Origin of the sequence: Mycoplasma imitans ATCC 51306, from assembly GCF_000518305.1 — a bacterium.
Lineage (GTDB): Bacteria > Bacillota_I > Bacilli_A > Mycoplasmatales > Mycoplasmoidaceae > Mycoplasmoides > Mycoplasmoides imitans.
This window is the reverse complement of sequence record NZ_KI912418.1, coordinates 33,082-50,438: the sequence shown is the minus strand read 5'-3', so window position 1 is coordinate 50,438 and position 17,357 is coordinate 33,082. Positions and strand designations below refer to the sequence as shown.

Sequence of the window (17,357 nt, the reverse complement as noted above, 5' to 3'; positions counted from 1 at the left end):
CTTTTGTTCAAGATAAAGCTAGTTCTGTTTCTGTTTTAGATGGTTTTTGACTAGGCTTAGAAACAACAATTTCGTAAGCTTATCCTCAGTAATAGACACTTTTAGAAATTCAAAATTATCTAATGATTCTGCTCTTTTAAAAAACTACCATCGGTTTTTTTAAAGGTCAAATTGAAGTTTTGTTCATCGTAATTTATTGAACTAGTTGAATCTTTATTGTCTTGTTCTAATCCCTTCTTCCATTATCCTTAGTGAAATTACACTTATAATTTTATTTAACTTCATAAAATCTCCTAATAATAGATGTAAATAATCCAAACTAACTTTGAATTAGTAGATATATCTATTTATTCAAAGATTTTTTAAAATATCATTTTTAAAGATTTAAAAATGATAGCTTGGACTATCTTATAAATCAACTAATATAACTTATACTAATATAAAAAATCAACTTTTCTGTCAAATTTTTAAATATTAAGATTTTGTTTTTGTTTACCTAATTTAATTATGATTAATAACTTTATTCGTCGTTATAGGAAATTATAGCGCCGAATCAATTTTGTGTAAAACAGTTAATTAACCTAAAAGAGATAGCTAAATATAATTTGGTAAGAGTTAAAAAAAAATAAGAAGTAAAACGACGAGCAAATGAAACAGATTTGAAAATTAATTATTTAGTTTGTTAAACAATTTGGTTCTGGTATTGAAAGTAACTATTAAACATCATTCATTATATTGTTAAGCCTGTTTTCAGGCTCAGGTTGATGATTAACGCATCGGTAAACTAGAATTGTTGAGAGAAAATGTTGTTAAGTATCAAAACAGCCAAACACTAGAAATGTTAAATGTAAGCAAGGAAAATTCCTATAAGAATGAAAAGAATTCGTGGCGAAAAGAAAGATTCCCTAATTACCCCGAAATATCAAATAATCATTCAAAATAAGTTATCTTAGATGTTCTTTCTTTAGCTTTTGCTCGTTTCTCAAACAATGAAATTGTTTATTAAATAACGACTACGTATGTTTTTAAAGTAAGTTCTAGCGTAATCTAAAATTGCTTAAAAACTATTCAAAATGAGATGTGCGATTGACATGAAAGACCATTAGAAAACAACTATCCAGCCATAATGATTACTGCAAAGTTTTAAGATAAAAAACACAGAAAGTGGATGTTAAAAGTATGAAAATAAAATACTTTATCTGGTGATAGGAATCAATGCTGACTGTCAAAAAGAGCTTATAGCACTGAATGGGATACTGAATAAACAAACCTTGTTGATAATCTGAAGGGTCAAGTATTGTCTGAAACATGCATTATAGTTTCAGATGGCCTAAAGGAGCAATTGAAAACATTTATCCAAAAAACAACGCATATTACTTACACTCTTTATATGATTAGAAATGCCGCGAAATATGTATCATACTCCACGAGATCAGATTTTTTAAGGAACTTAAAAAAAACATATACAGCGGAGACAGTTGAGAAGACGCAAAATACAGCTTTAATATTAAAAAAAATAAGTGAGTAGGTTCTAGCCAAGCAGGCAGGTGAAGTTGTCAAAAGAACTAAAACAGCATAGAAAAACTCTTCTCTTTTTCTAAAACTTTATGGAGATTAGTTTATATCAGCAACATAGTTGAAAACTGTAGTTGATAGTTTATTAACTACAAAAAAATCTTTTAATAACATAAGCTAACTAACTATTAGATCTTTATGTACATTTTGGTTACAGCCCAAGAGATAAAAAACTAAATAAAAATAGTCGCGGAGTTGGAAATTCAATTAAAAAAAATATGAAGAATTGATGCATCTATTTTAGTACTTATTTGAGAAAAACGGGAGGTTTAAAAAAACTCAGATTAAACAAAATTAGCTTCGTTTCGTAAATTTCTCAAAATAGCTGTTAATAAATTTCGAATTATTTTTTTGTGAAACAAAAGAATCGGCTGTTGAATATGTTAAACTAAAAAATCATATTATTTGAATGATGATATGAAAATGCATTTCTATTATTAAATAATTATGTTTGTGTTGTAAAGAGAAAATAACTGAAATCTAATGACCACCTGGATTGTTTACGTATAGTTTTATCTAAATAATTATTAGATTTTTTAAGGATTGATATGAAAATTAAAAAAATTACAAGTATTATTTCATTAGCAATAATAACTCCTGCTGTTCCACTTTTTGCTGCTTTTAATAATGATAAAACTGGAAAACTTAGCGATTCCAAAAGAACTTATAATCGTAATTATGGTTTAGTTAATAATAGTATAGAAATTAATAAACAAGATATTAATCCGTCAGAAGATTTATCTGGCGGTTCTTACGATGAGCTTTATGACTTTGAAAACAATGACTATTACCAAGGATTCATTACTTTTAATGGTGATTTTCGTGTTTATGATAATAATAATATTCTAAAGCTCATTAAAAAACAGCCACTAGTAGTAAATGCTAGTATCAGTAAAGCTATTCAAGGTTATTATCTAGTTGAAATAGTTTTTAAAAAGGGCTCTGATGATTACAATAAATTTGAAAGATTTTTAAAAACTAATAACTTAGTGGGTGATTTTTATATTATTGATGTAGAACCTGAGTACAAACCGAATGTTATATTGCGCGACATTCCATTTAGTCCATTTAATGAGATATCAGGAGGCACTACTAAATACTTAGACAGATACCAACCCAATTTCGAATCTAATAACTATGATAAAACAGAAAGAATAAATGCTATAAATGAAACTTCACGATTGCTATCATCTAATAATAAAAGAGTTGGTGTAGCAGTTTTAGAAATAGGAGAAGGATTTCTTCAAGCTCAAGCCTTAATTGACGCTGGAAATACTTATTATTTCAACAAAGATATAACTAGGGTATATAATCGCTGAGATCCTTTTTGACACGGACTAATATGACGTCCTAACTATGGCGGTCATGCAACAGCTGTGGCTTCAATTATTTCAGGGGTTAACGGTGTTAATCCTTATCACGATTTGTATGGCATTAAGTATAATCAACCATTTTTAAATGATTTAAATTTATTCGGTTTAGCGTTATCAGGTTTAGATAACGAAATTTCATATATTAAGAAATTAGATAATGTTAAGATCGTTAATAATTCATGAGGACATTTTCAAGAAAATAAAGTTATAAATGCAGTTACAAAACAATGGTATAACTATAATTTCTATTCAAGATACATGGACTTGATAACTGCAAACGAACCAGAATTAATCTATGTTTTTTCAGCTGGGAATAACGGTAATAATCCTATAGAATCAGCAAGAAAATTATCATGAAGTAACCTTTCATATAATTCTATAACCGTGGGATCTAATGATTCAAACCGAAGCTTAAGTTCATTTTCTTCAAGAGGAACAAATACTTATGGTGGTCCGCTAATACTTGCAAATGGAGAAAATTATGCTACACAAGATGATAAATATCGATATGGAACGAGTTTTTCAGCTCCTTTTATATCCGGTGTTATAGCTAATACTCTTTTAAAATACAAAGATAAATATAAATTAGGGATTAATTCTATTATTGCTAAAGCTATATTAGGTGTTTCTTCATTAAATGAAGCTAACGACAAAACATCGAAACAAGAGGGCATAAATAAAAATTACGGTGTAGGAATCTTAGATTATAAAAAAATTCATTCGGCATTCAACAATTTGAAATATATTAAATGGACTGATAATAAATATATTTCGGTAAATAATGGATGACACTCAAAGGATAGTTCTGATAATTTAAGTTTAGGAAGAATATATTTAAATAAAAATGATGTATTAAGAGTCGATTTATCATGATTATTTAAACCAAAAAACAGTTTTGCTTTAAATATTCAAAAATACACTAATAACTACTATGATTCTATTGATTATATTTCACAGGATTATGATTTAATCTTAAGAGATATGAACGGAAACGATATTGCTTCTTCGAGAACTCTTAATAATTTTGAATTCATAAGATATCAAATTAAAAACAGTGGTTATTACCAAATTATAATTTCCAAAGGATCTAAAACATCTAAATCAGTAAATAATGATTTAGCAGTATCTTGAACGATCGATAACAAATAAAAACTGCATCACTATGAACCGAAACTTCCGAACCATCCATGTAACCGAAAGACAATTAACCTTATTCATAGTCTATCTATTAATTGCTTTAGCTGCTAGTATTGGCATGCTGATTTTAATGAGTCAAGCAGTATCAAATGACTTGTTATCATATTTCTTTTATGATCAATCAAAATTTAATATTTCATTATTTTTACCACTGATTTTCTTCATTTTACTAGTTGGAATTACGCTGCCAATTTTGCTTACCGGTAAAGAAAAATATCAGTTTAGTGCAAGAGTAATTAATAGTCCTAAGAAAATCTATACAGCAATAACATTTATTGAGATAGCTCAATTAATCTTATGGGTATTTTTCTTATTAATATTAATCATCTATTTCTTTCCAATAAACCAATCAGTAGATCAGATTTATCAAACAAAAACCACGACTGTAGATTTTGCTAATGATCAGATTTATTCAGGTCTATTAGCGTTTATAAAAATAGATAATAATTTCTTTGTCGATCTTAAAAGATCGATCATTGATTATGCTGCAATTCTTCCATACTTTTACAATAAGAATGCATTTATCTTTTATAACGTAGTTTATTTAGTTTTTTGTCTTGGTTTATTCTTATCCTATATTAAATTAGCTCTATTTAAATCAAAACAAAGAGTATTAGCTTTAATTCCCTTTGTTGGATTAGTTATTTCTTTAAAATCTGCTAATAACTTAAACGAACAAGCACTTGATAACGATTCACAAGTGAATCTAAAATGATATCAAAAAATCCTAGAATCAAACAAGAGTGTATTTGAAATTAAATTAACTAAACAACTGTTCAAATTGTTAATATTCTACACCTTTTGAATTGTTGTATTTACGATATCTGCGGCATCAATCACATTTTTAAATCAGGGCGAATATAAACTTAATTGATCGCTTGAAAATAATAAAAGATATGTAATTGATTTAAGATCTGAAGTTTCTATAGACCAAGAGACGTTAGCAACAATTCAAGGAACTATTCTTTTTTTAATTCCAATACCTGTCTTTATTGGATCTATCATCTTTCTTGTTTTAAACAAAAATCCATATGTTTTTAGTGCTAAATTAACTAAAAATAAGCTTAACTTATCACTATTATTAATAATAATGGAGATTATCCAACTCCTATTTATAGTTGCCTACCCATACCTTATAGCCGCTACCCCTAATTTAGCAACATTTGCTGTAATTCGACCAGCGGTTCTTCTGCAACAACCTGTTAATCCACTTTTATCAGCGCAAGACACGTTTATGATTGGGATTAGTTTTTTAGTTGTTTTATATTCTATTTGATTCTTAATCTTTATTAAATCAGGTGTTTTTGCGCAACGAGCAGGAGTTTTAAGTATCGTTCCTTTTGTTTCTCTATTCTTTGTTAATAAATATATGGTTGAAAACAACACAAAGAGTAACAATAATAATGATCTTCCATAATTAATATTAGTTTTAGCAAAGCAAATATAAACGTTAAATTAGTTAACTTAAATGTGAACGGAAAATTTTATATACTCACAAAAAATTTACTAAAATATTTATTTATTTTTAAGTTGCTTTTTTTTAGTTTTCATGCCTAATATGTTATGTTTAAATTAACAATTTATTTAACACCAAAAAGATAAATATGTTGGCAACAAATAATTGGTTTGACTTCTATAAAAACCTGAATTTTATTAGCACAAATAAGTTACAATAATTATTAAATAAATTGAATAAAAAAATATTTGAAAAATAAAGATAAGGATATAAGTTGTGAAGCTTAAGACATTCATTAATGTTGTTTCGTTAGGAATAACAACGTCTGTTGTACCACTCTCTGCTGCATTGCAAAAAAAGGAAGCTGATGTTCCTATCACTAATCAATTAACTAAAATGAAAAATTATGGTTTAGTTAATAATGGTGTACAAATTAACAAACAAGAACAAAAGGTACCTAATGAAGTTGTTTATGGATCTGATAATTCAATCTACGATTTTGAAAATAATGAATATTACTAAGGTTTTATAACATTCAAAGGCAATGCTGTTGTTTATGATCAAAACAGCATTTTACAACTTATTAAAAAGCAACCTCAAGTTTTAGACGCAAGAAAAAGTAAAATTATTGAAAATTATTATTTGGTTTCTTTCTTTTTCAAGAAAAATTCTAATGATCAAGAAAAATTCGATCACTTCTTAGAGAAATACGATCTTTCGGGTGATTTTTATATGAAAGAAAATAATCAAGCTGTTGAGACGGTTGAACAAAGTTCTGCTCAATTTAATTATGATCCAAAAACTAATAGAGTTTGAGAAAAATTTCTAAATCGATACAATTCGAATTTCGAATCTAACGGATATACAGATTATGAGCGATCTCAGGCAATTGTTTATACAAGAAATCAATTAAAATACAATAACGAAAAAAGAATTGGTGTAGCATTTTTAGAAGTAGGGGAAAGAGAAAATGATTCAAAGACATTAATCGATGCTAGAGATCCATACTATTTTGATCCAAAAATAACAAATGTAAGAAATCGTTGAGATTAATTCTGAAGAAACGGTTTATTCAGATCTTTACAATATGGAAATCACTCTACTCAGGTAGGTTCAATAATATCAGGTACAAATGGCGTAAATCTATATCACGATCTATATGGTGTTAAATATAATCCGTTCGATTTTAATGCTGTGCATTCTGGAACAGCATATAGTGGGTTAGAAAACGAAATTGATTACATAAAGAGATTGAATAATTTAAAAATTGTGAATAATTCTTGAGGAGTGAGAAATAGTAATAGCATTCCTGAAGCATGGTATAGTTACAATTTTTATTCAAGATATATTGATCTTGTAACAGCAAATGAACGCGAAATGATTTATGTGTTTTCTGCTGGAAATAATGGTAACTTAGCACAAAAATTTAAAAAATTATCGCGCGATCAACTTGCTTATAATACTATAGTGGTTGGCTCTAATGATTATAATGGTAAAAAAAGTAGTCTTTCATCTATCGGTTCATATAACACTAATGTCCCGTTGATTTTAGCTAACGGTAGTAATTATTCTTTTAAAAACGATTTCTCATCAGGGACTAGTTTCTCAGCACCATTTATATCAGGAATCTTGGCTAATACATTAATCCAATATAAGGAAAAATACAAACTTGGTATCAACTCAATAATAGCCAAGGCGGCTTTAGGTGTTTCTTCAAAATATGACAATTCTAATGTGCAAAAAGGTTTAGATTATGAATATGGTGCTGGTTCATTAGATTACAAAAAACTAAGCTCTGCATTTAATAATCTAAACTATATTAGATGAACTAATAATAGACAAGTGTTAGTGAATAATGTATGAAGCAATAAAAACGCTGATAACTCTTTAACAGTTAAAAAAATCTTTTTAAGAAAAGGCGACGTTTTAAGAGTTGCTTTATCATGATTATTTAACCCCGAAAGACAAACAACTTATAAAAGACAACTAAAAGAAACTTTAAATTTAACAAGTTCTATTAATTATTTATCTCAAAATTATGATTTAATTTTAAAAAAGGACGTACTTGAAAAGGTTTCTTCTAAAACTTTAAGAAATTACGAATTCATTAAGTATACTGTTTCTGAAGATGGTTATTATGATTTGGTAGTATCAAAACACTCAAACCGTCTAGTAAAACCTGAGATAGAATTGGCTTTATCATGAACAACTGATATAGAGTAAGTTAAAAAATAAAATGAAAAAATATTTTAAGATTATCAATGTAACCAGAAGGCAATTGGCGTTATTTTTAGTTTATTTAGCGACGATTTTTCTATCAAGTGCTGGAATCATCAGTTTAATGACAAACGCAATTGTATCTCCTGGTGGAAATAACTTCGTAATTTATAGCGAAAATTTATACATGATTTCTCTAATTTTACCGTTAGTTTTCTTTGTTATTTTTGCTATCACCGGTTTAGCAATTTTATTAACCGGTAAAGAAAGTTATAAGTTTGATAATAAACTAATTCAACAAACTTATAAGTTCAAGACATTATTAGCTTTTATTGAATTTGTGCAGTTAATTGCATGATTGTTTTTCTTGATAATTTTAATCGCTTATTTCTATCCGATTAATAAAACAATTGCACAAATTTATCAAGAACAAATAGCTACAGCTGATTTTACTAATCGCAGCATTCAAACTGGTTTGTTATCATTCATTAGTATTAATAACAACTTCTTTGCTGATCTAAAATTATCTGTTTTGAAATATGCAGCTACACTTCCATATTTCTTTAACAAAGATGTATTTTCATTATCAAATATCATTTACTTTGCTTTATACATCGCTTTATTTATTCCTTTCTTAAAACTTATTTTATTTAAACCAAAGCAAAGAGCATTAGCTTTAATTCCATTTAGCGGATTGGTATTAAGTTATCTAAAATCAACAAGATTTAATCATGAAGGATTAATCACTGAGAATAATGAAAACTTAAAGTGATATCAAAAAATCTTATTATCAAACAAGACAGTATTCCAAATTAAATTAACTTCAACGGTTGTTTACTTGTCATTCTTCTTTTTAGTTGGCGTGTTGACATTCACAGCATTCGCTTCATATTTTATTCTTACTGATGGATATGGATACACACTAATCCCTTCTGATACTTATGTTGCGGCTTATTCAATTGACTTTTTAAATTATTCTATATCAGAAAAGGAAATATTATTATCGTTATTTTGATGAGCGGCAGCAATTATAATGTTGATCGTCTTCATCGTATTTAGTATGGGAATCATTTTAGATGATAATCCATTAGTATTTCCTAAAGCAATCAGAAAGAATAAATATACTTTATCATTAACTCTAGTTGTTATTGAAATTGCACAATGAGCATTCTTATTATTAGTGTGAATTTTCTTTTTATCTAATGCAAGCTGAAGAATTATATCGTCAGTTGCAGTTGTTCCAGCTGTATATCCTCTGCCTGAACCCGTTAAGCCAGATTTAACTAATTTAATTTATTCTAGCTCAGATTTATTTACAACTACAAATTTATTCTTCGTAGCATTATATCTAAGCTGATTCTTGATCTATGCAAAAGCTGGTATGTTTTCTAAGAAAACGCGTTTATTAATGTACGTTCCTTTTGCTTCGTTGTTTTTTGTTAAACATCACGCACTTAATACAGAAACAGAAACAAAAAATTCTTATAAATGTCAGATACTTTAATTAAATAAATTTCGAATTTCATAGATTTTTGTTGTTTAAGTAATAATATTATGGTTTACTTCTTGTTCTTATGAAGTAAGAATAAGACTAAATTTTTATATAAGTTTTGTAAAAACTAAAATTCATGTTTTGCCATTAATTAGATCGTTTTTCCTTAAATTAATATAACTATATTAGCAATCATGAAAAGCAACTTTTTTAAGGCTGAAATTATTGATTTACAAAATTTGAAAAACAGTTTTAAAAAAGCTTGACATTGTAAAGGTTTGGTTTATAACTAAGCAATAAGAAGATGATTTATTTAAAGATAAACCATTCTTTAATTTTAGTGTTTTACTTATAAGACGTACACAACTTTAATATTTTTTTAATTATGCAGGTTTTATTGAAGTAAATCTTCATTAAAAGATTTTAGGCTTAATTTAATTAATACATCTAGGAGAGACAGGATGAAAATAAAGAAAATTGCTAGTCTTGTTTCTTTAGGAATAACATCTGCTGTTATTCCTATTCCTTTTATTTTAAATACTCACAATACTAATGGCTTTAACGATAATAAGTTAACTAAAAAAGCAGACTACCGATTAATTAATAATAGTTTAGGAACTAACGAACAACCTAGTTCTGCAAATGATGCAGTGATTACTCAGTTGCACCAACCGCTTTATGATTTTGAAAACAACGATTATTATGAAGGGTTCATAACTTTTAAAGACAAAATTTCTGTTTACGACAGAAATAGTATCCTAGAAGTTATAAAAGAGCAGCCACAAGTTCTAGATGCAAGAAAAAGCAAAGTTATTTCAGATTACTATTTAGTAACTTTCTTTTTTAAAAAAGGTTCAGATGATAAAGAAAAATTTGATCAATTTTTAAACAGTTACGATTTAATTGGTGATTTTTATCTGAAAGAAAATGACCAAGCTCGTGAAACAGTCGAACAAGCTAACTCTCAATTGAAATATGATAATATTAAAAATCTAGTTCAAGAGAAAATACAAAATAGATATGGTTTTAATTTCGCTTCAAATGGATATACAGATGATGAACGTCTTCAAGCAATAAATTATACAAGAAACCAAATTAAATATAACAATCAGAAGAGAATTGGTGTTGCAGTTTTAGAAGTTGGAGAGGAAGATAATAGTAGAAATGCTTTAATTGACGCTACCGATTCCTACTATTTTGATAAAAAGACAACGAATGTATGAAATCGATGAGACCTTTTCTGAGAAGAATTTTTATTTAAATCTCCTAAATATGGTAACATTCTACAGAAGTAGCGTCAGTAATTTCGGGTAATAACGGAGTGAATTTATATCACGATTTATACGGTATAAAATTCAATCAAAATGATTACTATGCAGCATATTCAAGTTCTGCTTATACAGGGTTAGAAAACGAAATTAGTTATATAAAGAATTTAAAAAATGTAAAGATCGTAAATAATTCCTGAGCACTAGGAAACGGACCAAGTACTTCAAACGCTCTTTACAGTTATAATTTTTATTCTAGATATATTGATTTAATAACAGCAAACGATCGAGAAATGATTTATGTGTTCTCTGCGGGAAACAACGGTAGTTCTTTAAATCAAAAATATAGAAAATTATCTTCCTTTCAACTCGCTTATAACACTATAATAGTAGGCTCTAACAATTCATCCGGTTCATTAAGTGATTTTTCATCTATTGGATCAGAAAATACTAACACCCCACTAATTTTAGCTAATGGTGAAAGATTTCTTTTTAAAAACGACTTATCTGATGGAACTAGCTTTTCAGCTCCTTTTATATCAGGAGTCTTAGCCAACACATTAATTCAATACAGAGAAAAATATAAATTGGGTATTAACTCCATTATTGCAAAAGCAGCCCTTGGTGTTTCTTCATTATATAGAAATAGGAATCAATCGGGATTAAATTCTCAATATGGTACTGGAAGACTCGACTATAAAAAGATCAAGTCTGCGTTTGATAATCTTAGTTACATTAGGTGAACTAACAACAGACAGGTGTTAGTAAATAATATTTGAAGACGTAAAAATGATGACAACTCTTTAACCGTGAATAAAGTATTTTTAAGAAAGGGTGATGTTTTAAGAGCGGGATTGTCTTGACTATTTAATCCAACTCAAGGTGGGGTAAAATCTAGATACCAAAAAGAAACAACATATTTAGTGAATTCGATCAATTATTTATCTGAAAATTACGATCTAATCTTAAAAAAAGACAATAAAATTAAATTTTCTTCTGAGACAGAAAGAAATTATGAATTTATTAAGTATACTATTCCTGAAGATGGCTTTTATGATCTAGTTGTTTCTAAGAGAAACACACAACTATTAAAACCTGAAGTGGAGTTAGCTCTATCTTGAGCAACAGGTAAAAACTAACTTTAAATATGAAAAAATATTTCAAAATCATTAATGTTTCTAGAAGACAGTTAGCACTATTTCTAGTTTATTTAGCAACGATTCTTTTTGCAACAGCTGGAATTGTTAGTGTAATGTCTTATGCACTTGTATCTCCTGGTGGAAATAACTTCACGGTTTATAGTGAAAAGCTATTTAAGACCTCGCTTGTTTTACCACTAATTTTCTTTATTTCATTTGCAATCAGTGGTTTGGTTATTCTACTAACTGGTAAAGAAGGATATAGATTTAGTGATCAATTACTTAGACAAAGATTTAAATTTAGAATTTTATTAACTTTGATCGAAATTATTCAAGTAGTTGCGTGAGCATTTTTCTTGGTAATTCTAATCGGTTATTTTTATCCGATTAATAAATCTCTTAGTCATGTTTACCAGGACCAACTAGCTAGTCTAAACTTTGGTAATGGCTGCATCAAAACTGGTCTATTACCATACATTCATATTAATAATAATTTCTTTGCTGACCTTAAGTTATCAATTTTAAACTACGCAGCAACAGTTCCTTTCTTTTTTAATAAGGATATGTTTAGTTTTGCAAATATTATTTACTTTGCTTTATACATTGCTTTATTCATTCCTTATTTAAAACTAAGTTTATTTAAAAAAGAAGAAAGAATTTTATCATTAGTTCCTTTTAGTAGTCTATTAATTAGTTTGAGACCATTTTATTCAGAAAATGGTGATGAGACGTTATTAAAGTATAACGATGCAGGATTAAGATGATACCAAAAGATCTTATTGTCTAATAGAACAGTATTTCAGATTAAATTAACTTCAACAGTTGTTTATTTATCATTCTTCTTTTTAATTGCTGTTTTAGCATTTCTGGCTACAGCAATAACCCTTATTATAAGAACTAACGAAAACGGATACACGCTGATCTTATCTGAGAAATTTATTAATGCTTATTCAATTAATTTTTTAGCAATTCCTAGCTCAGAAGAATATTTACTAAGATATTTTAGATTATCATCTTTCATCATAATGATGATCATTTTCATCGTATTCAGTATGGGAATCATTCTAGATGATAATCCTTATGTCTTTCCTAAAACAATTAGAAAAAGTAAGATCGGATTATCATTAAGTTTAATAGGTATTGAAATAGCACAATGATCGTTCTTAATCTTATTTTGAGGATTTTTCGTTGCAAACGCTGAACCACAACTTGTAGGCTTAAGAGATGGGAATCGCATTCTGCCACAGAGATTCCCATATCCAATAAGAACTAATCCAGATTACACTTATTTATTGTATTCAAGTTCTGATCTGTTCTCAACTACAAATTTATTCTTTTTAGCTTTATATTTTAGTTGATTCTTAATTTATGCAAAAGCTGGTATGTTTTCTAAGAGAACAAGAATCTTTATGTATATCCCTTTTGCAACATTATTCTTTGTATCTAAACACGTTATAGAAAAAAGAAAACAAGTTAATAAATTTAACTGCGTTTAATTTAAGTCTATAACTATTAATAATAAAAAACCCAGCAAATCATTTGCTGGGTTTTTTATGACAAATGTATAAGAATACTTAATGTTATCACCAAATATAGCACTGAACTTGTTTATTCTCTCAGATGCACTAAATTGAATTTTATGTAAAACCATTAATTTATTTAAAAAGATAACGTTAATATAATTTTATAAACGGTAAACAAGAATAAATTCAAAAGGCGAACAAATTAGACAGGTTCAAAAATTAATTGTGAATTTGTCAAACGATTTAGTTCAAATAGTCGACATCAACTATTAAAGATCGCTGATTATATTGCTAAGCCTGTTTTACAGACTCTGGTTGGTCGAAAACGCGTTGCTAAACTAGAGTTGTTTAGAAAAAAAATGCTAATAAGCATCAAAACGGTTTATACACTAAAAAGATTAAGTAATGAAAAGAAGAAATTTCACAAGAATAAAAAGAACGCGTGAAGAAAAACAAAACGATCAGATAGCCCCAAATATCAAAGAATTAGCAAAATAAATTTATCTTACACACCTTTTCTTCGGTTTTTATTCGTTAGTCTAATAACAAAAATTTATGAATTTAAAGTTAGACTTAACAAAGTCTCAAACTGTACCAAACTACAAAAACAAGGAGATGAGATTTTGATCACAATTCAAATCTCATCTCCTTACTTAATTTAGTTGTTATACATCTGTTACATTAAGAGAGTAATTAGATAGTTAAAAATGTTTTTTAACTTATTTTTGGTTCATTTGGATTCTCTTATCCAAAATATCTTTGATAGCTAATAACACTTTGCGTTTGTTTAACTTTCATTCTGTAGATCAGATAATGAAATGTTTTCATCCACGGTTTTTCAAGAAGATGTTGCGATAAATAAAACTTTCATTAAAATCAGCCATTCCCTTAAATGGTTTAATGTCAAGATCAATTACTAAAAAAGGAACCTCATCATGGTAGATAACAAAGTCGAAGTTATACGAACCATTATCTACGTTACGTTTAATACTAAAATATTGACCAAAGGCTTTTTCAAGAGTGCTTTTTACATCGTCAAAGATTAAAGATTTATCTTTAAGTTTTTCTTCAATCTCAGTGGTTTGACGATCGTAGGTTGTATAGTCGCTATGGTTAGCAACGCTTTCACAATAACTTAAGTATTCAACAAATAAACGTGTTCCGGCTGAAGATGATCCTCATCCATTGTATTCAGATGCCTTGTTGGTTTTAAACAGTTCGATTCGGTCTTTAGCTCGAGTGATTGCTACATTTAAACGATTAACACCATTGGTAGTGCTACTAATTGGACCATAACTTACAACACTCTTATCATAAGCAACTGAGAAGATGATAATGTCACGTTCATCTCCTTGAACGTTTTCTACGGATTTAACAAACATTCCGATGTACTCACCATTATCGTTGTTTCGTTCTCGCCATTCGTTAACTAACGGATCGTTAAGTTTATCTAACATTAATTCAATCAGATCAGCTTGACTGCGATTAAATGCAACAATTCCTAAACTCTTTTTATAATCTGGCGTCTTGGTCAAACGTTGAATTCTTGAAACGATTGCTTGAGCTTCGGGAATATTTTTGCGATCCTTTCATTTACCATCAGTAATCTCATGAACAACAAATGATTCTTTTTGTTTGATTGCTTTGTTCATGAAGATTAATTCATTATCATAAACATGATCGTTAGTAAACGCTATCAGATCTCCAAAGTTAGAACGATAGTGATATCTTAATACAACATTAATTCGGCTGCGTTCTTTAAGATAATGAATTAAACTTACTGCATTTACAGATTCATCTACCTCTAATAGTTCTTCATCAGCAATCTTATCTAAAGCTACATCATCATACTCTGATCGTGACGAGAAAAAACTAGAAGGTTGTAACTGTTTAGTATCACCTGCAATAATGTATTTTTTAGCACGGTAAAGCGCTGGAATCGCACGTTCTAAAAATACTTGGCTAGCTTCATCCACAATTACATAATCATAAAGATCTTTCTTATTTTCTAATAAGATAGATGCGGTTTCAAAAGACATAATGTGGATCTTAAACATCTTTTTAATGATCTCTCGATTAAGTTTAAACCATCATGCGATATTCTTAAATGATTTGTTGCGCCCCTGACGACAAACGTCTAATAAACCTCTTTTATCTTGTCGATAAAGTTCGTAGAAATTTTTAATGATTTCTGCTTTTAGATTACGTTTACATGATTGGATATAAACATCCACATCCGAACAATAATTATCAGTTAGATTATCTAACGCACTTTGCGCATTATTTAATTTACTTAAGAATGCACCAGAGTGGTTTTGCACAAACCATGAATTAAAGTATTGTTTGTGATATCGCTTGATATCAGTCTCTAAGTTTTTTAAAATTGTGCGCTTTTTGGTCTCAGATTTGTATTGCTCTAATTCAATAAACTTGTTAATCTGTTGAGTAACTAGTTTAGCTGATTCGATAACTTTTTCATGTGGTCTGAAAAAGAACGGAACACGATATTCATCTTTAACGATTCCTTTTTTAGCATATAAATGAATTGCATATAATAATGTCTTAACATCATTCGGATCGTTTCGATAGATCTTTAAAAAAGTAGCAAAAGTACTTGCTTTTCATTTCGTATCAATTTCATTAAATAAAGCAATATACTCTTGGTGTTTAGCCATCCAATCTTGGTTTGTATAGATCTTTAATCATTCGTCAAACCGTGTGTAATCATCAATATTAATATGATCTACATCCATTGGTTTGTAATTAAGAATCAAGTTTAAAAATGAATATATATTCTCACCAGAAGTGATTTCGTAGTTGTAGATCTTATGGATGATATAAGATTGTTCTAAATATTGTTTTAAATAGTCAGGATCAAAAGTCGCATTTGGTGTTTTGTGAACTTGATCATAGTAGTTTTGACTAAAATAATTCTCGTAATCTGAGAATTGACGATAGAACTTCCCTGGTTCTTTGTTTAAACTTGGGATGTATAGTGCTAGGTGTTTGAATTTACCTAGGCGGTTGTACACTACTTCGGTTGCAGTGGCTTTTTCACTTACGAATAAAGCGGTTTTGCCTTTAAGTGCAACGTTGATCAAAATGTTAAGAATCGTCTCAGACTTACCAGTCCCTGGTGGTCCCTCGATTACCACATCTCCTTCAAGAGCGTGTTTAACAGCAAGTTGTTGAAAAAAATCTAAATGTGAAGTTAGATAAATATCACTTAGAGAATATTCGTTAGCAAACTTTTCGTAATTGAATAATAAGTCTTTCTTATTATTAAAGACTTCATCAACCATATCAGGATCTTTATCTAAAATTTCTGTAAAGTCCTTTAATAATTTATCGCCTTTAATATCAAAGTTTCCCAACACAACATTGTTAACTATGCTGTTGATACCACCATTCTGTTCTCATTTTTCAAGAAAAACTTTTTTAGTCATTTCTTCAAATTTGATTAATTCATTTGTCGGTGGTTTTTTAAACCCAATGTCAAATGTTCTAAAGATTTCTAACGCTTTATCAAAATCTAATTTTGAACTATCGTATTTATTTTCAAATAAAATTCCACGTTTACTTGCTTCTACAGCTAAAATTGTGGTGTTAATCGAAAACTCTGAACGGTTGATTTTAAAAACGATTTTTTGATACTGATTAACCGGATATAAAACGACTTCAACATATAAAAGTGGTGCTCGGTAACTATCCCCTCATTGGTTACAACCTTCAATTATTGGTAGACCTATAAATAAAGAAGTATCCCCTGTTTCATGTTCTTGCTTGATTAATTTTGAATAAATCTTACTAAACTGATCAGTGTATTCTTTATAAAGTTCCTTAGCAGTTTCTATTCCAAAAAGATTAAAAGCTTCAAGATCGCTTAATTCGCGTAATTTTCTTAAATCTAACTCTAAAGTATCATTACTATTAAAGTAAGATAAAATCCCTTTGATTGATAAATCAAAGATGTTTGAAGTCATCTTTAACAGTAAACCTATATCCATTACAGAGCTTCCTCTAGTACGGATTCAAAAGGTGTTAGATTGGGTTTTATTATTAATTAACCGGTTTTTTAATCAAGTTCAATCGTTAGCCATAAATTATGTACTTTATA

Annotated in this window: 6 protein-coding genes and 2 pseudogenes; 7 read left to right on the top strand and 1 reads right to left on the bottom strand. The window is 28.5% G+C overall.

Annotated features, from left to right (window positions below):
- Positions 1-1,297 precede the first annotated feature (1,297 nt).
- The 7 genes and pseudogenes from P690_RS04610 to P690_RS0103815 all read left to right on the top strand — a co-directional run bounded on the left by P690_RS04610 (position 1,298) and on the right by P690_RS0103815 (position 13,213).
- Entirely contained in the window at positions 1,298-1,528 is a 231-nt protein-coding gene (locus tag P690_RS04610; protein WP_245576715.1) for a transposase, read from the top strand.
- A gap of 595 nt (positions 1,529-2,123) precedes the next feature.
- On the top strand, positions 2,124-4,097 hold the full coding sequence (locus P690_RS0103840) for a S8 family serine peptidase (protein WP_027122418.1): 1,974 nt from the start codon (positions 2,124-2,126) through the stop codon (positions 4,095-4,097).
- Positions 4,098-4,110: 13 nt separating this feature from the next.
- Positions 4,111-5,562 (top strand): hypothetical protein, encoded by a 1,452-nt coding sequence (locus P690_RS0103835; protein ID WP_027122417.1) that lies wholly within the window; start codon positions 4,111-4,113, stop codon positions 5,560-5,562.
- Positions 5,563-5,877: 315 nt separating this feature from the next.
- Positions 5,878-7,824 (top strand): annotated as a pseudogene (locus P690_RS04645) (S8 family serine peptidase).
- A 13-nt stretch (positions 7,825-7,837) separates the two neighbouring features.
- On the top strand, positions 7,838-9,322 hold the full coding sequence (locus tag P690_RS0103825; RefSeq protein ID WP_027122416.1) for a hypothetical protein: 1,485 nt from the start codon (positions 7,838-7,840) through the stop codon (positions 9,320-9,322).
- A gap of 449 nt (positions 9,323-9,771) precedes the next feature.
- A pseudogene (locus P690_RS04665) lies at positions 9,772-11,717 on the top strand (S8 family serine peptidase).
- 8 nt (positions 11,718-11,725) lie between these two features.
- The gene (locus P690_RS0103815) at positions 11,726-13,213 is read left to right on the top strand and encodes a hypothetical protein (RefSeq protein ID WP_027122415.1); all 1,488 of its coding nucleotides are present in this window, start codon (positions 11,726-11,728) and stop codon (positions 13,211-13,213) included.
- 746 nt (positions 13,214-13,959) lie between these two features.
- On the opposite strand, the gene P690_RS0103800 is transcribed toward P690_RS0103815, so the two are convergent.
- Complete coding sequence (locus P690_RS0103800; RefSeq protein ID WP_027122413.1) at positions 13,960-17,340, bottom strand: AAA domain-containing protein; 3,381 nt, start codon at positions 17,338-17,340, stop codon at positions 13,960-13,962.
- Between the last annotated feature and the right edge of the window lie 17 nt (positions 17,341-17,357).